General features: G+C 71.0%; 17 protein-coding genes and 2 tRNA genes. 11 read left to right on the top strand and 8 right to left on the bottom strand.

Features of this window, described 5'->3' with window-relative positions; translation table 11 throughout:
• The first annotated feature begins 5 nt into the window (after nucleotides 1-5).
• The 4 genes from H0B54_RS10060 (at nucleotide 6) to H0B54_RS10045 (ending at nucleotide 4,257) form a co-directional block, all read left to right on the top strand.
• A complete protein-coding gene (locus H0B54_RS10060) occupies nucleotides 6-446 on the top strand; it encodes a DoxX family protein (RefSeq protein ID WP_188260172.1) in 441 nt (146 codons plus the stop codon).
• Nucleotides 443-2,065, top strand: a complete 1,623-nt coding sequence (locus H0B54_RS10055; RefSeq protein WP_188260171.1) for an MFS transporter — start codon at nucleotides 443-445, stop codon at nucleotides 2,063-2,065. The genes H0B54_RS10060 and H0B54_RS10055 overlap by 4 nt, the downstream gene beginning before the upstream one ends.
• On the top strand, nucleotides 2,062-3,465 hold the full coding sequence (locus H0B54_RS10050; RefSeq protein ID WP_188260170.1) for an alginate export family protein: 1,404 nt from the start codon (nucleotides 2,062-2,064) through the stop codon (nucleotides 3,463-3,465). The genes H0B54_RS10055 and H0B54_RS10050 overlap by 4 nt, the downstream gene beginning before the upstream one ends.
• A gap of 186 nt (nucleotides 3,466-3,651) precedes the next feature.
• Entirely contained in the window at nucleotides 3,652-4,257 is a 606-nt protein-coding gene (locus tag H0B54_RS10045; protein ID WP_188260169.1) for a hypothetical protein, read from the top strand.
• Nucleotides 4,258-4,292: 35 nt separating this feature from the next.
• Here H0B54_RS10045 and H0B54_RS10040 read toward each other — a convergent pair.
• Nucleotides 4,293-4,369 (bottom strand) — tRNA-Asp (locus H0B54_RS10040).
• 4 nt (nucleotides 4,370-4,373) lie between these two features.
• Nucleotides 4,374-4,449: transfer RNA gene (locus tag H0B54_RS10035), tRNA-Asn, on the bottom strand.
• Between the two features lie 213 nt (nucleotides 4,450-4,662).
• Between H0B54_RS10035 and H0B54_RS10030 the strand changes: the two genes are divergently transcribed.
• The gene (locus tag H0B54_RS10030; RefSeq protein WP_188260168.1) at nucleotides 4,663-5,241 is read left to right on the top strand and encodes a hypothetical protein; all 579 of its coding nucleotides are present in this window, start codon (nucleotides 4,663-4,665) and stop codon (nucleotides 5,239-5,241) included.
• A gap of 9 nt (nucleotides 5,242-5,250) precedes the next feature.
• Here the strand turns inward: H0B54_RS10030 and H0B54_RS10025 are convergent, their stop codons facing one another.
• Together H0B54_RS10025 and H0B54_RS10020 are read right to left on the bottom strand one after the other, a co-directional pair.
• On the bottom strand, nucleotides 5,251-5,457 hold the full coding sequence (locus H0B54_RS10025) for a hypothetical protein (RefSeq protein WP_094303404.1): 207 nt from the start codon (nucleotides 5,455-5,457) through the stop codon (nucleotides 5,251-5,253).
• 115 nt (nucleotides 5,458-5,572) lie between these two features.
• The gene (locus H0B54_RS10020) at nucleotides 5,573-6,571 is read right to left on the bottom strand and encodes an MBL fold metallo-hydrolase (protein WP_188260167.1); all 999 of its coding nucleotides are present in this window, start codon (nucleotides 6,569-6,571) and stop codon (nucleotides 5,573-5,575) included.
• 246 nt (nucleotides 6,572-6,817) lie between these two features.
• Here H0B54_RS10020 and H0B54_RS10015 point away from each other — a divergent pair, with 246 nt between their 5' ends.
• Entirely contained in the window at nucleotides 6,818-6,955 is a 138-nt protein-coding gene (locus H0B54_RS10015) for a hypothetical protein (RefSeq protein ID WP_188260166.1), read from the top strand.
• Nucleotides 6,956-7,020: 65 nt separating this feature from the next.
• Here H0B54_RS10015 and H0B54_RS10010 read toward each other — a convergent pair whose 3' ends face one another.
• A complete protein-coding gene (locus tag H0B54_RS10010; RefSeq protein WP_188260165.1) occupies nucleotides 7,021-7,662 on the bottom strand; it encodes a glutathione S-transferase N-terminal domain-containing protein in 642 nt (213 codons plus the stop codon).
• The gene (locus tag H0B54_RS10005) at nucleotides 7,659-8,606 is read right to left on the bottom strand and encodes a LysR family transcriptional regulator (RefSeq protein WP_188260164.1); all 948 of its coding nucleotides are present in this window, start codon (nucleotides 8,604-8,606) and stop codon (nucleotides 7,659-7,661) included. The genes H0B54_RS10010 and H0B54_RS10005 overlap by 4 nt, the downstream gene beginning before the upstream one ends.
• A 177-nt stretch (nucleotides 8,607-8,783) precedes the next feature.
• Here H0B54_RS10005 and H0B54_RS10000 point away from each other — a divergent pair, with 177 nt between their 5' ends.
• The 4 genes from H0B54_RS10000 (at nucleotide 8,784) to H0B54_RS09985 (ending at nucleotide 14,402) form a co-directional block, all read left to right on the top strand.
• Nucleotides 8,784-9,956: a mandelate racemase/muconate lactonizing enzyme family protein gene (locus tag H0B54_RS10000; RefSeq protein ID WP_188260163.1), complete on the top strand. Its 1,173-nt coding sequence runs from the start codon at nucleotides 8,784-8,786 to the stop codon at nucleotides 9,954-9,956.
• A gap of 249 nt (nucleotides 9,957-10,205) precedes the next feature.
• Nucleotides 10,206-10,379 carry a hypothetical protein gene (locus H0B54_RS09995; RefSeq protein ID WP_155903579.1) on the top strand — a complete coding sequence of 58 codons (174 nt, stop codon included), beginning with the start codon at nucleotides 10,206-10,208 and terminating at the stop codon, nucleotides 10,377-10,379.
• A gap of 268 nt (nucleotides 10,380-10,647) precedes the next feature.
• Nucleotides 10,648-11,232 carry a carbonic anhydrase gene (locus H0B54_RS09990; RefSeq protein WP_188260162.1) on the top strand — a complete coding sequence of 195 codons (585 nt, stop codon included), beginning with the start codon at nucleotides 10,648-10,650 and terminating at the stop codon, nucleotides 11,230-11,232.
• A 254-nt stretch (nucleotides 11,233-11,486) separates the two neighbouring features.
• Nucleotides 11,487-14,402, top strand: coding sequence for a PAS domain S-box protein (locus H0B54_RS09985; RefSeq protein ID WP_188260161.1), 2,916 nt, complete (start codon nucleotides 11,487-11,489; stop codon nucleotides 14,400-14,402).
• Nucleotides 14,403-14,424: 22 nt separating this feature from the next.
• Here the strand turns inward: H0B54_RS09985 and tyrS are convergent, their stop codons facing one another.
• Nucleotides 14,425-15,711, bottom strand: coding sequence for a tyrosine--tRNA ligase (gene tyrS / locus H0B54_RS09980; protein WP_188260160.1), 1,287 nt, complete (start codon nucleotides 15,709-15,711; stop codon nucleotides 14,425-14,427).
• A 334-nt stretch (nucleotides 15,712-16,045) separates the two neighbouring features.
• Between tyrS and H0B54_RS09975 the strand changes: the two genes are divergently transcribed.
• Nucleotides 16,046-17,062 carry a 4-(cytidine 5'-diphospho)-2-C-methyl-D-erythritol kinase gene (locus tag H0B54_RS09975; protein WP_188260159.1) on the top strand — a complete coding sequence of 339 codons (1,017 nt, stop codon included), beginning with the start codon at nucleotides 16,046-16,048 and terminating at the stop codon, nucleotides 17,060-17,062.
• Nucleotides 17,063-17,090: 28 nt separating this feature from the next.
• On the opposite strand, the gene H0B54_RS09970 is transcribed toward H0B54_RS09975, so the two are convergent.
• Nucleotides 17,091-17,630 carry a glycine zipper 2TM domain-containing protein gene (locus H0B54_RS09970; RefSeq protein WP_188260158.1) on the bottom strand — a complete coding sequence of 180 codons (540 nt, stop codon included), beginning with the start codon at nucleotides 17,628-17,630 and terminating at the stop codon, nucleotides 17,091-17,093.
• Nucleotides 17,631-17,679 lie beyond the last annotated feature (49 nt).

Below are 17,679 nucleotides of genomic sequence, written 5' to 3'. Positions count from 1 at the left end.
GAACGATGGCCGACACCCTTTGCACGCGCAAGGACGCCGCTGCGCCGGTCGCTGCCCTGCTCGACTGGCCGGGGACCGCCTGGTTTGCCCGCCTCGCGCTGGCGGCGCCCTTCCTGGTCAGCGGGCTGGTCAAGCTGACGGACTTCAACGGCGCCGTGGCGGAGGCGGCGGGGCTGGGGCTCGGCCTGCCGGTCCTCGTCGCGGTGGCGGTGATCATCACCCAGCTCGGCGGGTCGGCGCTGTTTCTGACACGGCGCTGGTGCTGGCTCGGCGCCGGGCTGCTCGCCGGCTTCACGGTGGTCGCCACGCTGCTCGCCCACGCCTTCTGGACCTTTGACGGACCGGACCGCGCGCGGCAGACCGCCACCTTCCTGGAGCATCTGGCCATCGTCGGCGGCTTCGCCGCGGCGGCGGTGCTCACCCATCGCCGGGGAGGGCGCGCATGACCGCAGAGGCCGTCCCGAACCCCGGGAAAAAGCCCGCCGGGGCCTTCGCGCCGCTGCGCAACCGGCTGTTCGCCGTGCTCTGGGTGGCGGCGGTGCTGGGCAACGTCGGCACCTTCATGCGCGACGTGGCGAGCGCGTGGCTGGTGCTCGATCTGTCGGGGTCGCCCTCCACCGTCGCGCTGATCCAGGCGGCGGGCTCGCTGCCCATCTTCCTGCTGGCGATTCCGGCGGGGGTGCTGTCGGACATCATGGACCGGCGGCGGATGCTGATCGTCATCCAGTGCCTGCTCGCCTGCGTCAGCGCTGCGCTGATGATCCAGGCGGCGCTGGGCGTCGCCAGCGTGGCCTCCATCGCCGGGTTGACCTTCCTCGGCGGCGTTGGGGCGGCGCTGATGGCGCCGGTCTGGCAGTCCATCGTGCCGGAGCTGGTGCCGCGCGGCGAGATGAAGGGTGCCGTCGCGCTGAACAGCCTGGGCATCAACATCGCCCGCGCCATCGGTCCGGCGGCGGGCGGCGCGATCCTGGCCGCCGCCGGGGCCGCCGCCACTTATGCGGTGGACGTCTCCTCCTACATCATCGTCATCGCCGCCCTGCTGTGGTGGCGGCGCACCCCCGACACCCGCGACGAGCTGTCGGAGCAGTTCGGCGGCGCGTTGCGCGCCGGGCTGCGCTACGCCCGCGCCAGCCGGGAGCTGCACCGCGTCTTCCTGCGCGCCGGCCTGTTCTTCGCCTGCGCCAGCGCGCTATGGGCCCTGCTGCCCATCGTCGCCGGGCCGATGCTGGGCGGCGGGCCGGGCTTCTACGGTCTGCTGCTCGGCGCCGTGGGGGCGGGGGCCATCGGCGGGGCGACCGTCCTGCCGCGTCTGCGCGACCGTCTGGGCGCGGATGGCCTGATGCTGGCGGCGGCGCTGGTCACCGCCGTCGTCATGGGCATCCTGGCGCTGGCCCCGCCGCGCTGGTTGGCCCTGCCGGTCCTGCTGGGCGCCGGGGCGGCCTGGATCGCCGTGCTGACGACGCTGAGCGCCACGACCCAGGCCATTCTGCCCAACTGGGTGCGCGGGCGCGGCCTGGCGCTGTACCTGACCGTCTTCAACGGCGCCCTGACGGCGGGCAGCCTCGGCTGGGGCGCGCTGGCCGACGCGATCGGCGTCCCGGCCACCCTGTGGGTCAGCGCCGCCGGGCTGCTTGCCGTCGCGGTGCTGTCCCGCGCGGTGCCGCTGCCGGAGGGCGAGGCCGACCTCACCCCCTCCAACCATTGGCCGGAGCCGCTGACCGCCGAGCCGGTGCGCAACGACCGTGGTCCGGTCCTCATCACCATCGAGTACCGGGTGGCCGCCGCCGATCAGCACGCCTTCCACGCCGCACTCCGCCGCCTGTCGGAGGCGCGGCGGCGGGACGGCGCCTATGCCTGGGGCGTCAGCCAGGATTCCGGCGATCCGGAACGGGTGCTGGAGTGGTTCTTCGTCGAATCCTGGGCGGAGCACCAGCGCCAGCACCGCCGGGTGTCGCACGCCGACGCGGACGTGCAGAAGGAGGCGCTGGCCTTCCACCGCGGCGACGGTCCGCCGCGGGTGTCGCATTTCCTGGCGCTGGAGCATGGCGCGGGAAAGGCGTCGTGAGGCGGTGGCGCCGGGCGCTGATCGCGGTTCTTCTGCTCCAGTCCGCCCCGGCCCCTGCGGAGACTCTCGCGGAGACGCCGCCCCCGCCCCTGACCAACAGCCGCTACGACGAGGATTACCGCTACCTCCTCGACCCCGCGGCGGGCAGCGGCGCCTTCTGGGAGAGGTTCAAGGCGATCCCGCTCACCCCCGGCGGCTCTGTCTCCCTGTCCACCGGGCTGGAGGCGCGGCTGCGCGGCGAGGCCGTGCGCAACAGCGGCTGGGCGCAGGACGAGCCCAGGAACGACGCCTACGGCCTGTGGCGGCTGCTGCCCTACGCCGACCTGCGCGCCGGCTCGGCCCTGCGCGTCTTCGGTCAGCTCGTCATGGCCGGCACGGCGGGCAAGCTCGGGCCGGAGGGGGCGCCGGACGTCGACCGCGCCGACCTGCTGCAGGGCTTCGCCGACCTCTCCGTCCCGCTGGGGGACGCGCAGGGCACGCTGCGGGCGGGGCGCCAGATGCTCGCCTATGGGTCGGAACGGCTGATCAGCCTGCGCTACGGCGCCAACGTGCCCCGCGCCTTCGATGCGGTGACGGGCATCGTGCAATCCGGTCCCTGGCGGGTGGACGGTTTCCTCGGCCGCCCGATCCGCGCGGCGCCGGACCTGTTCGACGACCGGCGCGACGGCGGGCGCTCCGCCTGGGGCCTGTACGCCACGCACGGCGCGGGTGAGGGCTGGGGCACCGGCCTGGACGCCTACTACATCGGCTACGGCAACCGGGCGGCGTCCTTCGAGGGCGGGCAGGGGCGGGAGGAGCGGCACACGCTGGGCACCCGCCTGTTCGGAAAGGCCGATGGCTGGGACTGGAACTGGGAGGCCATGCTCCAGACCGGCCGGATTGACGGTGAAACCATTGCCGCATGGTCGGTCGCCAGCGACACCGGTCACCGCTGGGAGAGCCTCCCCCTGCGCCCGCGGCTTGGGCTGAAGGCCAACATCGCCAGCGGCGACCGCGATCCCGGCGACGGGCGCCTGGGCACCTTCAACCCTCTGTTCCCTCGCGCGAAGTATTTCGGGGAGCTGACCCCGGTCGGGCCGCTGAACCTGATGAACCTGCATCCCTCCGTGGATCTGGCGTTGTCGGATGACGTCAGCCTGTCCGCCTCGGCCATCGCCTATTGGCGGATGAGCCTGGAGGACGGCGTCTACGACCTGTCCGGGAACCTGCTCCGTTCCGGCGCCGGGTCGCGGTCGCGTTACATCGGCACGCAGGGTGAGCTTGTGCTGTCCTACGCCGCCGGGCGCACGGTCGAGGGGCTGCTGTCCTACTCGCTGTTCCAGCCCGGCTCCTTTCTTCAGGACACCGGCCCCGCGAAGACGATCCACTTCGTCGGGATGGAGGCGGTGTTCAAATTCTGATCCCTGCGGGTGATCACTCCCGTCCATCGGACGTGGCGAAGGGGCGAACTTACAGTAAGTTGCACCCGCCACCGGGGTCGGGAGGCGGAACATCCGCGCGACCGTACCGTTCCTGCGCCCAAACCGGACCCAAGCGAACCGGGCATACGCCCGGAAGCCGGTCCCAGAAGAGGTGGAGGCGATCCCATGAAGCACCAAACCCGTGCCGTCCTGGCGGTGTTCCTGACCGGCGCGGTCCTGGCGGGATGCGCGCCGGCGTCCGAAACCGCGCCGCCGTCCGCCGCCATGGCGCCGGCGAGCGTCGAGCCCACGCCGCGGCTGTCCATGGTCGAGAATGTCCGCTCCACCGCCAAGGTCCGCGGCATCGACAAGGCGGCACGGACGGTGATCCTGCAATTTCCGGATGGGCGGGAGGAGGCGGTGAGCGCCGGAAGCGAGGTGCGGAACTTCGACCGCATCAAGGTGGGCGACACCGTGCAGATCGAGTACGCCCGCCTGACCAACATCGTCACCCAGCCGCCGGGCGGCGGGCCGGGCGCCATTCAACGGAGCAGCACGGATCGCGCCGCGGTCGGCGAGATGCCGCGCGCGTCGGCGATCACCACCACCCGGGTGACGGAGGTCGTCGAGGCCGTCGACCTCGGCCGGCGGATGGTCACGCTGCGCGGGCCGCAGGGCCGCACGCGCACGGTTCCGGTCCCGCCGGAGGTGCAGGGGCTGGACACGGTGAAGCCCGGCGACGAGGTGGTGATCAGCCGGACGGAGGCTGCCACGGTCACCGTGATGCGATGAGGGAGAGGGGGGAGAAGGCCACCGGTGAGGGAAGGTGGCGCGAGTGACGGGACTTGAACCCGCGGCCTCCGGCGTGACAGGCCGGCGCTCTAACCAACTGAGCTACACCCGCAATATGGCTCCGGATGCTGGACTCGAACCAGCGACACGCGGATTAACAGTCCGCTGCTCTACCGACTGAGCTAATCCGGAACGGAGGCCGGCTTATAAGCCCCTTTCCGGGGGCTGGCAAGGGGAAATCGAAAGGCTGGCGGGATTTTCTGCGCCACGCCCGCGGCGGCGATGCAGGGCCGTGACAATGGGGCGGAAATGTGGCGAAGGCCTCGCGCGTCGGTTGACAGGAGGCGCGGCTTTCGCTTCCTTCCGGCTCCGGTTCCCGTCATCTGCCGCTGGTCTCCGTCCCCCATGTCCAAGGTCGTTCCCTTTGCCCAGGCGCGCGAAGCCCTCCTCGCCCGCCTCACCGAGCAGCTTCCCCCCTCCACCGAGTGGGCGGGGCGCCTGATGCTGATGCCGGACGGCAACCGGGTGGAGCCGATGCCCGCGGCGGAGGCGGTGGAGGCGCTGCGCGCCTTCCGCGCCGGGCTGGGCGAGGCCATCGGCACCGCCCCCTGCTCGGTCGGTGGCATGTGGGTGTCGCGGGAGGACTGTCTGGACTGGGACGGGCTGCTCGCGCCGCTGGCGGTGGCCGCCGGCTATGTGGTGGCCGGGGCGACCGGGGGTGCGGGCCTGTCGGTGGAGTTGTTCCGCTGCAAGACCGCGCTGGCCGGCTGGGGCGTGCGCGGCCTGCGCGGGGAACCGGCGGTGGCCCGTTCCGCCGGCTACGCCGTGGTGATGGTCAGCCGCCGCCCGGACGACCAGGAGATCGTCCTCGACCGTGTGTTGGACACCTTCGGTTTCGTGATGCGCAGCCAGGGCGAGCCGGTGGTGGAAACCAGCGACCTGAACGCCCGGCTGGCCCGCCGGGCCTGCCCGTTGCGGCGGTAAGAGGGACCCTCAGCGGTTCGGCGTGTTGGCCTGAACGATGCGGGCGACGGTTTGCAAGCGTTGCACGTCGCGCACTTCCAGAACAATGCCGAGGTTCAGCGCGGCGAGCGTGTCCGCCAGGGACCGCATGCTGTCCCGTACCCGCTCCAACGCGTCGGGTCCATGGTCCGATTCGCTGCCGAGGGAACTGACGAAGGCATTGATTTCCAATTGCATTTGCGCCCGGCTCCGCCTTTGTGGTGGCTGCTGTCCCTCAAGGCGTTACTCCGATCCGCGCGGTCCCGTCCATGACTCTTGCGCCATAGGCCGCTGGGCGAATCCTCTTCCGCCGCTAGGCCGAGGGGCGGCTGAAGCGCAGGGGTTCACCGAAGCCGGGGACAGCGAAATGGCTGGGGTCGACCGCCTGTTCGGCCAGGGCGTGGTGCAACGCCCGGATGGGAGCGTCGATGCCTTCCGCGGTCAACTGGAAGGTGCCGAAATGCATGGCGACGCTGTGCCGTGCCCCCAGGTCGCGGTGCGCCCGCACGGCATCCGCCGGATCCATGTGCTGGGCGGCCATGAACCAGCGCGGCTCGTAGGCGCCGATCGGCAGCAGGGCCACATCAATGGTGCCGAACCGCCGCCCGATCTCCCGGAAATGCGGACAATAGCCGCTGTCGCCCGCGAAATAGACGGCGGCCTCCGGCGTCTCGACCACGAAGCCGCCCCACAGGGTCTTGCGCCGGTCGAAGGGGGTGCGGGAGGACCAGTGCTGCGCCGGGACGAAGGTGATCCGGGTGCCGTGCGGGCCGGGCAGGCTGTCCCACCAGTCCAACTCGTGCACCGCGTCGAAGCCGGCCCGGCGCATCATCGGGCCGTTGCCGAGGCCCGTCATCACCTGCGGCACACCGCGCCGTCGCGCCAGATGGCGGAGCGTCGGGGCGTCGAGATGGTCGTAATGGTTGTGGCTGAGCAGCACCGCGTCGATGGCCGGCAGGTCCTCCATCCGCACCGCGGGCGGACGCACCCGCTTCGGCCCCAGCCGCCCGAAGGGGCCAGCGTGGTCGGAATAGACGGGGTCGGTCAGGAAGGCTGCCCCGCCGATCTGGATCAGAAAGGTCGCCTGCCCGATGAAGGTCACCGCGACCTCGCCCCGCGCCGGGGTGATGGCGCGGAAGAGGCGGGGCGGTTGCGGGTCCGGCGGAGTCCAGCGCGGGCCGCGCGCCTTGTAAAGCCGCCACAACTCGCGCGGGCTCTTGTCCGTGTCGGCGTGCGGGTTGAAGAAACGGCGCCCGTCCCAGTGGTCGGATGGGACGGCTGGAAAGCGGGGCTGGCTGTCGTCGCGCGGCATGACACCAGAAGTGGGGTGGTGCGGCGGCTTTGACTAGACCGCCGCCTTCCACGATGCCGCAAGAATCCGGGATTGGCTAGTCAAACAGTTCGCAAGGCCGAATATCAGATGGCTAAAGCATTGAAAGCGTTTCGTTTTTCGGGGTCTGCCCTGCAATAAGCGCGCGTGTGGTATTAGGTATACCAGAGCATATTGGTCTCAACGAACAACGCCCCCGATAACGCCTCCCAACGATTGGAGACCATCATGAACAGCTCGACCTACACCCACATCGGCAACGGCCGCGCCCAGTCCTCCGCCTTCCAGGCCGTTCGCGAATTCCTCGCCGCCTGGCTGCGCGCGACCCCGGCCTACATCGTCTACCGCGCCATCAACGAGCGTTGATTGTCGAACGGGGGCGGCCCAATGGCCGCCCCCGTGCTGTATGAAGACGCCTCTGGGCGTTCGGTTCAGGATGCTGGCGTGAAGTTCCGGTTCCAGACCGGTGCCAGATTCGGCAGGACAAGCACCCGCTCCGCCACACCCGACAACTTCGGGCAGTGTTCCGCGAACCAGTCGCGGCGGGGCCGCCAGTGCACCATCGCCCCGACGTAGATGTCGAGCGCGCTGAAGCGCTCCCCCAGCACCCAAGGGCCACCGCCCAACCGCGACTCCAGCCAGAGCCACAGCGTCTTGCGGTGCTCCACCATCGACGCACCGAGTGTCTCCGGTGCCTCCGTCACCCAGCGCTCCGGATAATCGCCGTAGGTGAAGGTCGGATAGACGTTCGCCACCATCCATACGAGCAGCCGAAGGAAGGTGGCGCGCTCCGGTGCGTACGGCGGTGGCGCCAGCCCGGCGTCCGGGTGCCGTTCGGCCAGCAGAAGCGCGATGGCCGCGCTCTCCGTCATCACCGTCCCGTCCGGCAGGACCAGGGTCGGAATCTGTCCCAGCGGGTTCAGCGCCAGCAGCCTCCGCCGCGCCTCTCCCTGCGTGTCGAAGCCCTCGACGTCCTCGACGACGAAGGGAACGCCGCACTGGACCAGCATCGCTTCCGTCAGGACGGACCCCCAGCCGGGGACCCCATAGAGCCTGTAGTCCGCTCCGCTCACTCCCGTTCCCTCCCATCCTGCGTTGCCTGTTCCTGCGCCTCTTCCGGCACCGGGGCCGCGACCAGCGCCCAGAAGGCCTCCGCCGCCGGGCTCTGGCGGGCACGCGGGCGGTAGAGGCGGACCTCCACCGGGATTTCCCAACCCGCCCCGCCGGCCCGCACCAACCGTCCCTGCGCCAGATCCTCGGCGATCAGGCTGTCCGGCAGCCAAGCCACGCCGCGCCCGTCACGGGCCAGCGTGCGCAGCACCGCGGCAAGGTGCGACGTGAAGACGGTGTCGAGCGCCAGCGGAGCCGGAAAGGCGCCGCGCGCCGCCGTGACGATGCGCCCCATGCCGGATTCCGGGCTGTAGGCGAGATGGGGCAGGGCGGCCCCGCCACCGGACAAGCGGTGCCGCGGCGCACCGGACTCGTCCGGCGCGGAGACCGGCACCAGACGGTCGCTTCCCACCGCGGCCGAGCGGAAGGCTCCGGCCTCCAGCCGGGAGGGGGCCGCCGCATGGGCGTGGCACAGCAGGAACTGCGCCTGCCCCTGCGTCATCACCTGCTCGCAGGCCTGCATGCTGTCGGACAGCAGATGGATGGCGCCCAGCCGCGCCTGTCCCTCCAGCCGGCTCAGCCAGGTCGGGAAGAAGGTCAGCGACAGCGCGTGGGTCGCCGCGAAGCGCAGCGCCGTGGCCGCCGCCCCGCCGGCCAGCCGCGCCTCCTCCCGCCCCTGCAGGAGGCGGCGCACCGTCTCGTCGGCGAAGGGGCGGAAACGGCGCCCGGCCTCGGTCAGCCCGACCGGCTGGGTGCTGCGGTCGAACAGCGGCGTGCCGGTCCAATCCTCCAGCGCACGGATGCGGCGGCTGAAGGCCGGCTGGGTCAGGTTGCGCCCCTCCGCCGCGCGGGAGAAGTTGCCGCACTCCGCCAGGGCGAGGAAATCCTCGAGCCAGTTCAGTTCCATCGCCGTTCCGCCAGCCCATGTTCCGTCGGCCCATCATGCCGGCCATCATGCCGGCCATCATGCCGGCCATCATGCCGGACGCGCATCATGCGATTGGAAACTGGCATTGGCCCGGCGGTCCCGTCCATCCCTATCCTGCGGCCGAGGGCATCGGACAAGCCAAAGGGAAGCAGCGCCATGCGCATCGTGGAGATTCGGGAAAAGACCGTCGGCATCAAGTCCGACATCGCCAACGCCTACATCGACTTCAGCCAGATGACCTGCTCCACCGTGGCGGTCATCACCGACGTGGTGCGCGACGGCAAGCCGGTGATCGGCTACGGCTTCAACTCCAACGGCCGCTACGGCGCCGGCGGCCTGATGCGGGAGCGCTTCATCCCCCGTCTGGCCTCGGCCGCCCCCGACAGCCTGATCGACGAGGCGAACGGCAACCTGGACCCGTTCAAGATCTGGGCGCGGCTGATGACCAACGAGAAGCCGGGCGGCCACGGCGAACGCTCGGTCGCGGTGGGCACCATCGACATGGCGGTGTGGGACGCCGTGGCGAAGATCGCCGGCAAGCCGCTCTACCGTGTGCTCGCCGACCGCTACCGCGGCGGCGTGGCCGACGAGTCGGTCTGGGTCTACGCCGCGGGCGGCTACTACTACCCCGGCAAGGGGGTGGAGGCGCTCCAGGACGAGATGCGCAGCTACCGCGACCGCGGCTACAAGGTCGTGAAGATGAAGATCGGCGCCACCTCGCTGGAGGACGACCTGCGCCGCATCGAGGCGGTGCTTGAGGTGGTCGGCGATGGGCAGAACCTCTGCGTGGACGCCAACGGCCGTTTCGACCTGAAGACCGCCATCGCCTACGCCGAAGCGCTGAAGCCCTACAACCTGTTCTGGTACGAGGAGGCCGGCGACCCGCTCGACTACGCGCTCCAGGCCGAGCTGGCGAACCACTATGACGGCCCCATGGCGACGGGCGAGAACCTGTTCAGCCACCAGGACGCCCGCAACCTGATCCGCCACGGCGGCATGCGCCCGGACCGCGACTGGCTGCAGTTCGACTGCGCGCTCAGCTACGGCCTCGTCGAGTACATGCGCACCCTGGACATGCTGACGGAGAACGGCTGGTCGAGCCGCCGCGTGGTGCCGCACGGCGGCCACCAGATGTCGCTGAACATCGCCGCCGGCCTGCATCTGGGCGGCAACGAGTCCTACCCGGATGTGTTCAAGCCCTTCTGCGGCTTCGCCGACAGCATCGCTGTGGAGGACGGGCGCGTCCGCCTGCCCGAGCTTCCGGGCATCGGCTTCGAGGATAAGGCGGAGCTGTTCCGCACCATGCGGGAGGCGCTGGAGACGGCGTGATCGGACTTGCCACACCCTCTCCCGCCCCGGGAGAGGGAAGGGGCCCGCGCGAAGCGTGGGAAGGGTGAGGGTGCAGGCAAGGACCGGCGCCTTGATTCTCGTGAGACCCTCACCCGGCCCTCCGGGCCACCCTCTCCCGGGGCGGGAGAGGGACTCGCACCCTGTACGGGCGGTATAGGGCGTTGACTCGCGCCGGATCATCCTCACATGCTGTTGCGGTGTTCAACAGTTTTGAAAGGAGGTGATCCAATGTCTCATGGAGCCAAGCCGGTAGCCGTTCTGTTCGGTCTCGCCGCCCTCCTGACGGCGGGGGTCGCCAGCGCGGATTGCTCCTCCAGCCACAGCGCCAGTGCCGGCACGCAGAAGCCGGCCAGCGACACGGTCGCCACCGGCGACCGGGCTTCGGGCAGCACCCGCGGCTGATCCAGCAACGCAACACCGGCAGCACCATGCCGAACGGGCCGTTTCCCTTCCGGGAAGCGGCCCGTTTCCTTTTGGGCCTGTCCAACGAAGCTGCCGGGTGACAAAGCCAAGGTCTTCCTTCCGGATTGCCTGCATAGTCCTGTCATCAAGTTGTGGCTTTCTGTTCCATGAAAGAAATTCTCCAAGTCGGTGCCATGGCCGGGACGGTGATGTACTGCGGTTTCCACGGGCGTTCGGCCCCACGAAATCTCAACGACGTGGAGACCTCATGCAGTACCGACAAAGCTCCGGAACCGGCTTGGGCTCGACCTGCTGCGGCAGCCTTCGGCACGACTCCCGCCGGACCTTTCTGAAAATCGCCACGCTGGGCGCCGGTGCCGCGGTGATGGCGCCCCTGACCGTCGGAGCCGCCCACGCCGCCCAGCCCGGTGGGGAGGTGGACGCGCTTCTGCTCTCCTGCATGGATTACCGGCTGATCGACGACATCGGCCGTTATATGGACGGGCGTGGGCTGACCAACCGCTACGACCATGTGATCCTGGCCGGCGCGTCGCTGGGCGCCCTGACCGACCAGAAGAAGGCATGGGGCGAGGCCTTCTGGGACCATGTGGCGGTCGCCAAGCAACTGCACCGGATCAAGCGCGTGATGGTCATGGACCACCGCGACTGCGGCGCCTACCGGGTCTTCCTGAAAACGGACGTCGCGGCGGACCCGAAAAAGGAAACCGCCGCCCACGCCGAGCAACTCCGCGCGCTGGGCGCCGCGATCAAGGCGCGGAATCCCGGAATGGAGGTGGAACTGCTGCTCATGGCGCTCGACGGCAGCGTCGAGTCCATCGCCGAGTCCGCCTGAGGGCGGGCGGAAAATCCCGAGGCGCCGGGGCATCGGGCACCCGTTCCTCCGGCGCCTTTATAATTCGTATGCGAAATAGTCGGTTGAGCGCGGTCCCTCCATTTGGTAAACGCAAGGTAAGGATGTGGCCGGCGGGGTAGCGGGACACCGCTGCCGCGGATACGACGGCGTGCATCGGACCCGGGGTGCCGTCCGCCCCTTGGGAAGTGCAGGGTTGTGCCGTTCCCTTCCGCCGTGCTGTTCCCGGGCTGCCGATGAGCATTCTCACCCGCCTTGTCCTGCTCGTTCTCCTCGCCAGCCTGCCGGCCATCGGCATCCTGGCCCACAACAGCCTGACCGCCATCGAGGCGGGCGAGCGCCAAGCCGAGGCGGAGGCCCACCGCCTGCTGACGCTGATCCAGGACGAGCAGCAACGGGTCGTGGACGGCATGCGCGGCGTGCTGGTGACGGTGGCCGAGATGGCGCCGCGGCTGGCCATCGACCCACAGCAATGCTCCTCGACCCTGAACCGCCTGCGCGACCGGCTGCCGCGGGTGAAGGGCATCGCCCTGACCGATCTCGACGGCTCGGTCCGCTGCGCCAGCGACGCCAAGCTGAACGGCCTGATGGTGGCGGCGCTGCCGCACATCCGCATGGCGCTCTACGGGCAGAGCTTCGTCGTCGGCGACTATGCGGTGCGGCGGCTGGACGGGCGGCCCGTGCTGCCCTTCGCCGCGCCCTACACCGACGCGGCGGGCCGCATGGCGGGGGTGGTGTCCATCGCGCTCGACGCCGGATGGCTGCGCGACTATCTGGCGGAAAAGCCGCTGCCGCCGAACGCCATGCTGGTGCTCGCCGACCGCAACGGCACCGTGCTTGGCCGTTTCCCCGGCAGCGACGAGCAACGGGTGGGCAAGCCGCTGCCCGAGCCGCTGATGGCCCTTCTGCGTGCGCCGTCCGACGGCGTGGCGGAGGTTGCCGGCCTGGATGGCGAGCCGCGGATATTGGCCTACGCCCCGGTGGACCAGAAGGTCCGCGAGCTGTTCCTGGCGGTCGGGCTGGACCGGACGGAGGCGTTGCGTCCCGTTACCGCCGCGGCCGAGCGGAGCGCCTTCCTGCTGGCTCTGGCGGCGGCGCTGTCCCTGGCCGCGGCCTGGATCGGCGCGCGCCTGTTCGTGCTGCGGCCGGTGGCCCGGCTGAAGCGGGTGGTGGAGCGCTGGAGCGCCGGAGACCGGGACGCGCGGATCGGCCGGCCGGGCGACCGCTCGGAAATCGGTGCCTTGGGCCGCGCGTTCGACTCCATGGCGCAGGAGCTTCAGGCGCGGGAACTGGCCCGCGACGCCGCCCACGCCGCCGAACACCGCATGGCCGCGATCCTCGCCGCCTCCACCGACGCGGTGGTGGAACTGGACCATGAGGGGCGCGTGACCTTCGCCAACGACATGGCGGCGCGTCTCTTCGGCGACGGCGGGGACCTCGTGGGACATGTCTTCGTCGCCCTGCTGCCACCCGGCGTCGTGGAACCCTTCGCCGCGCGTTTCCGCGACGCGCTGGACCGGGGAGAGCCGGAGGAGTTTGAAATCCGGCTGGGCGGCGGGGATGAATGGAGCGGTGGCGATTGGTACGCCGTGCGCCTGTTCGCTACCGGCGACCGGCTGGCCGTCTATGCCCAGGACGTGACCCGCCGCAAGGAGGACGAACGGGCCATCCGGCGGGCCGTGGAGCGCCACCGTTCCCTGCTGGAGACCGCGGCCGACGCGATCCTGCTGGTGGACGCCAATGGCACGGTGCACACCTACAACCGCGGCGCGGAGCGCATTTTCGGACATCGCCCTGCCGACGCGGTTGGGGCCGACGTGCGCCGCTTGATCCCGAGCGGCCTGGTTCCGGAATCCCTCGGCCCGGATCGGCTGGCCGACGGCACCGCGCGCGAGGTGGAAGGACGGCGCCGCGACGGGCTGGCCGTGCCGCTGGAGCTGTCGCTGTCGGCCTGGAGCGACGGCGGCGACCGCTTCTTCACCGCCATCCTGCGCGACATCACCGAGCGCAAGCGCACCGAATCGGCGCTGCGCCGCGCCAAGGACCAGGCGGAGCGCGCCAACCGGGCGAAGTCGCGCTTCCTCGCCGCGGCCAGCCACGACCTGCGCCAGCCGGTGCAATCGCTGTTCTTCCTGACCTCCGCGCTGAGCGAGCAGACACAGGGCGGTCCGGGTCACGGCACGCTGAAGACCATGCAGCAGGCGCTGGAGGCGCTGAAGCGCCTGCTCGACGGCTTGCTGGACATCTCCAAGCTCGACGCCGGGGTGGTCGAGCCGGTGACCACCACCGTGGCGATCCAGCCCCTCTTCGACCGCCTCGCCGCCGAATACGCGGCGGAGGCGGCGCGGCGCGGCCTGACCCTGCGCGTCGTCCCGACCACCCTCCATGCGCGCAGCGACCCCATGCTGCTGGAGCGGGTCATCCGCAACCTGCTGGACAACGCGCTGCGCTACACCGAGCGGGGCGGGGTGCTGCTGGGCGTGCGGCGGTCGCGCCGCCGCTTCCACATCGCCGTGTGCGACAGCGGCAGCGGCATCCCGCCGGACCGCCAGGAGGATATTTTTGAGGAGTTCACCCAACTCGGCAACCCGGAGCGCGACCGCGAGAAGGGGCTGGGCCTCGGCCTCGCCATCGTGCGGCGTCTGTGCGCGCTGCTCGGCCATCCCATCGCCCTGCGGTCGCGGCCCGGCAGCGGATCGACCTTCCTGGTCACCGTGCCCGCCGCCGAACCGCTGCGGCCCGTGACGACCGTTCCGGCGGTCGGCCGGACGGAGGGCGGCGGGTGCCGGCTCGTCCTGATCATCGACGACGAAGTCATCATTCTGATGGGGCTGCGCGCCATGCTGGAAGGCTGGGGCTACGAGGTCATCGCCGCCACCGCGGGGGACGAGGCGATCCGTCTGCTGGACGAGGCCGGGCGGAGACCGGACGTCATCCTGGCCGACTATCGGCTGCGCAACGGCAAGACCGGGCCGGAGGCCCTGCGCGCCATTCACGCCCATTGCCGAACATCGATTCCCAGCATCATCCTGACCGGCGACACCGCCCCCGAACGCATCGTCGAAGCCCAGCGCAGCGGCTTCGCCATCCTGCACAAGCCGGTGTCGTCCCATCACCTGAAGCAGGTGGTGGCCGAAGCCGGGGGCCGCTGAGGGCGCCCGGCTTCGGCTTCGCTCAGCGGACCCGCAGCAGCGCGTGGCGCTTGCGCCCGGCGGACAGGCGGATGAGCCCTTCACCATCGAGGTCGGCAAGGGCCAACAGCGCCGCCTCGTCGGTGACGGGCGTGCCGTTCACCCGCGCCCCGCCGTCGCGGATCAGGCGCCGTGCCGCCCCCTTGGACTCGGCGAGCCCGGCGGCGGCCAGCAGGTCGGCCAGACGGACGCCGGCGGCGAGGTCGGCGCGGGTGGCCTCCACCGTCGGCAGGCCGCCGCCGGCCCCGGCCTCCTCGAAGACCCGGCGGGCGGTCTCCCCGGCCTCGGCCGCCGCCGCCGCCCCGTGGCAGAGGGCGGTGGCCTCATGGGCGAGGATCTTCTTGGCCTCGTTGATCTCCGATCCCTGGAGCGCCTCCAGCCGGGCGATCTCGTCCAGCGGCAGCTCGGTGAACAGGCGCAGGAAGCGACCGACGTCCGCGTCCTCCGTGTTGCGCCAGAACTGCCAGAAATCGTGCGGGCTGCGCCGGTCGGCGTTCAGCCACACCGCGCCCGCCGCCGTCTTGCCCATCTTGGCGCCCGACGCGGTGGTCAGCAGCGGCGTGGTCAGACCGAACAGCTCCGTCCCGTCGACGCGGCGGGCCAGCTCGATCCCGTTGACGATGTTGCCCCACTGGTCCGACCCACCCATCTGCAGCCGGCAGCCGTGGCGGCGCGACAGCTCCAGGAAGTCGAAAGCCTGGAGAATCATGTAGTTGAACTCCAGGAAGGTCAGCGGCTGCTCGCGGTCGAGACGCAGCTTGACGGAATCGAAGCTCAGCATCCGGTTGACGGTGAAATGGCGCCCGATGTCGCGCAGCATCGGGATGTAGCGCAGCTCGTCCAGCCAGACGGCGTTGTCGACCATCACCGCGCCGTTCGGCCTGTTCTCCGAGGGGCCGTCGCCGAAGGACAGGTACTGGGCGAAGGCCCGGCCGATGCCGGCCATGTTGGCGGCGATCTGCGCGTCGTCCAGCATGGGGCGGCTGGTGTCGCGGAAGCTGGGGTCGCCGATGCGCGTGGTGCCGCCGCCGATCAGCACGACGGGCCGGTTGCCGGTCTTCTGGAACCAGCGCAGCACCATGATCGACACGAGATGCCCGACATGCAGGCTGTCCGCCGTGGCGTCGAAGCCGATGTAGGCGCCGACCGGCCCCTGGCGCAGCAGGGCGTCGAGGCCCGACAGGTCGCTGCCCTGGTGCAGGAATCCGCGCTCGTCGAGCACGCGCAGGAAGTCGGACTGGAAGGGGCTGGAAGCGGCGGGGGTCGCCATGGTGCTGATCTCCGGAAGGGAAGGGCCGCGTCCCGGAGATCATCTGTCGAAGCACATGCCGCCGGTCCGCGGCGGCATGGTTCATATGGTCAAGACTGAACGCGCCGCCCTATGGGAGCAGCGGATAATAGCGGCTGAAGTGGTGCGTGCGCGTCGTCATGGCCGGGAAGCTAGGCGCGCGGGGGCGGGCCGTCAAGGGCGGAAGACGCGCCCGGCGCGCCCCGTTTGTCCGGCGACCGGACACCTGGGGTCTGGCGCTCGCCGCGGCCATGCCGCATAAAGCCCGTCCTCCCCCTATCGGGAGGAAGGGCTTTTCGTTTGCGGGGACCCGACCATGAGCGCCATCGCCGAAGCCGCGCCGGCCAAGCTGAACCTCTATCTGCATGTGGTGGGCCGCCGGGACGACGGCTATCACGAGTTGGACAGCCTCGTCGCCTTTGCCGACGTGGCGGACCGGGTGACGGTGCAGCCGGGCGTGGCGCGCATAGCGCTGCGCGGGGCCGACCTGCCGCCGGTCGGGCCGAGGCTGGCCATCTCCGGCCCCTTCGGCCCGGCGCTGATGGGCGAGAACCCGGCGCAGAACCTCGTCATCCGCGCCGCTTACGCGCTGGCCGCCCGGCTGCGGCGCGAGGCCGACGCGATGATCGCGCTGGAGAAGGTCCTGCCCATCGCCTCCGGGATTGGTGGCGGCTCGGCGGACGCGGCGGCGACGCTGCGCGCCCTGGCCCGGCTGTGGGGCGTGCCGGTGGCGGACCAGCGCCTCTACGAGGTCGCGGCCTCGCTGGGCGCCGACGTGCCGGTCTGCGTCGCCGGGCGAAGCTGCTATTTCGGCGGCGTGGGGGAGGTTCTGGAGGAGGCGCCCGCCCTGCCGGACTCCTTCGCGGTGCTGGTCAACCCCGGCGTGCCGGTGCCGACCCCCGCCGTGTTCAAGGCGCGCCGGGGGACTTTCTCCGCCCCGGCCCGCTTCACCGAGGCGCCCGGCGACGCCGCGGCGCTGGCCGCGCTGCTGAGGGAGCGGCGCAACGACCTGACCGAACCGGCGCTGACCGTCGCACCGGTGATCGCCGCGGTGCTGGCGGCGCTGGACGGCACGGACGGCTGCCTGCTGGCCCGCCTGTCGGGCAGCGGGGCGACCTGCTTCGGCCTCTACGCCGACGCGGACCAAGCCTCCGCCGCGGCCCGGTCGATCCAGGCGGCGCAGCCGCGCTGGTGGGCGAGGGCCGCCCGGCTGCTGCCGACCCCGGCGGACGCGCCGCCGCTGCCCAAGGGGTTGACGGCACCGTCCGCGGTCACCACGGCTCCGGCGCCACCGGTCCCCTTTCCGGACACCGGCGGCTGGGGGGTCGGCTGACCTCTTTAGGAGCTTGGCATTTAGGGGCTTAGCAGCCGCCGCGCGTCATCGCGCCGCCCAGCATGGCGCCGCCCAGCGTGCCGGCGGCGGTCGCCGCCAGCTTGCCGTCGCCGCGCCCGAACTGCGAGCCGACCAGCCCGCCGACGGCGGCCCCGCCCAGCACGCCGATCAGGTCGCCGTCGAGCGGCCCGCATTCCACCACCTGCGGCGCCGCGCGGACCACGCGCGGGCGCTGCTGGACGATCACGGGGGGCGGTTCCTCGATGTAGACGGGGGCCGGGGCGTAATGCACGACCGGAGGCTCCTCATAGACCACCACCGGCGGGGGCCGGCGGACGATCACCACGCGCCCGTCGCCATAGCCGCCGTCGATGTAGCCATGCTCGTAATGGCGGCCCCGCTCGTGGCGGTCGCGCTCATGATGGCGCTCCTGCTTGGCGCGCCAGCCGTGGGCCGGCGCCCAATCGGGCGGATCGGCGAGGACCGGGGACGCTCCAGCGCCCAAGGCCGCCACACCGGCAAGCAGCGCGATGGCGATGGATTTGGGGGTGAAGCGGATGTGCGTCATGATGGCTCCAAGATACGTCTTACCCGAATGAACATCCGGGGGCTGAGTC

The sequence above is a fragment of the Azospirillum tabaci genome, from assembly GCF_014596085.1.
GTDB lineage: Bacteria > Pseudomonadota > Alphaproteobacteria > Azospirillales > Azospirillaceae > Azospirillum > Azospirillum tabaci.
The sequence above is the reverse complement of the archived record's forward strand: the minus strand, read 5'-3'. Positions and strand labels throughout refer to the sequence as shown.

Excerpts from the sequence above, each read along its gene's own strand:
- H0B54_RS10060 (WP_188260172.1), top strand. The coding sequence starts at position 6 with ATGGCCGACACCCTTTGCACGCGCAAGGACGCCGCTGCGCCGGTCGCT.
- H0B54_RS10055 (WP_188260171.1), top strand. The coding sequence starts at position 443 with ATGACCGCAGAGGCCGTCCCGAACCCCGGGAAAAAGCCCGCCGGGGCC.
- H0B54_RS10045 (WP_188260169.1), top strand. The coding sequence starts at position 3,652 with ATGAAGCACCAAACCCGTGCCGTCCTGGCGGTGTTCCTGACCGGCGCG.
- H0B54_RS10030 (WP_188260168.1), top strand. The coding sequence starts at position 4,663 with ATGTCCAAGGTCGTTCCCTTTGCCCAGGCGCGCGAAGCCCTCCTCGCC.
- H0B54_RS10025 (WP_094303404.1), bottom strand. The coding sequence starts at position 5,457 with ATGCAATTGGAAATCAATGCCTTCGTCAGTTCCCTCGGCAGCGAATCG.
- H0B54_RS10020 (WP_188260167.1), bottom strand. The coding sequence starts at position 6,571 with ATGCCGCGCGACGACAGCCAGCCCCGCTTTCCAGCCGTCCCATCCGAC.
- H0B54_RS10015 (WP_188260166.1), top strand. The coding sequence starts at position 6,818 with ATGAACAGCTCGACCTACACCCACATCGGCAACGGCCGCGCCCAGTCC.
- H0B54_RS10005 (WP_188260164.1), bottom strand. The coding sequence starts at position 8,606 with ATGGAACTGAACTGGCTCGAGGATTTCCTCGCCCTGGCGGAGTGCGGC.
- H0B54_RS10000 (WP_188260163.1), top strand. The coding sequence starts at position 8,784 with ATGCGCATCGTGGAGATTCGGGAAAAGACCGTCGGCATCAAGTCCGAC.
- H0B54_RS09995 (WP_155903579.1), top strand. The coding sequence starts at position 10,206 with ATGTCTCATGGAGCCAAGCCGGTAGCCGTTCTGTTCGGTCTCGCCGCC.
- H0B54_RS09990 (WP_188260162.1), top strand. The coding sequence starts at position 10,648 with ATGCAGTACCGACAAAGCTCCGGAACCGGCTTGGGCTCGACCTGCTGC.
- H0B54_RS09985 (WP_188260161.1), top strand. The coding sequence starts at position 11,487 with ATGAGCATTCTCACCCGCCTTGTCCTGCTCGTTCTCCTCGCCAGCCTG.
- tyrS (WP_188260160.1), bottom strand. The coding sequence starts at position 15,711 with ATGGCGACCCCCGCCGCTTCCAGCCCCTTCCAGTCCGACTTCCTGCGC.
- H0B54_RS09975 (WP_188260159.1), top strand. The coding sequence starts at position 16,046 with ATGAGCGCCATCGCCGAAGCCGCGCCGGCCAAGCTGAACCTCTATCTG.
- H0B54_RS09970 (WP_188260158.1), bottom strand. The coding sequence starts at position 17,630 with ATGACGCACATCCGCTTCACCCCCAAATCCATCGCCATCGCGCTGCTT.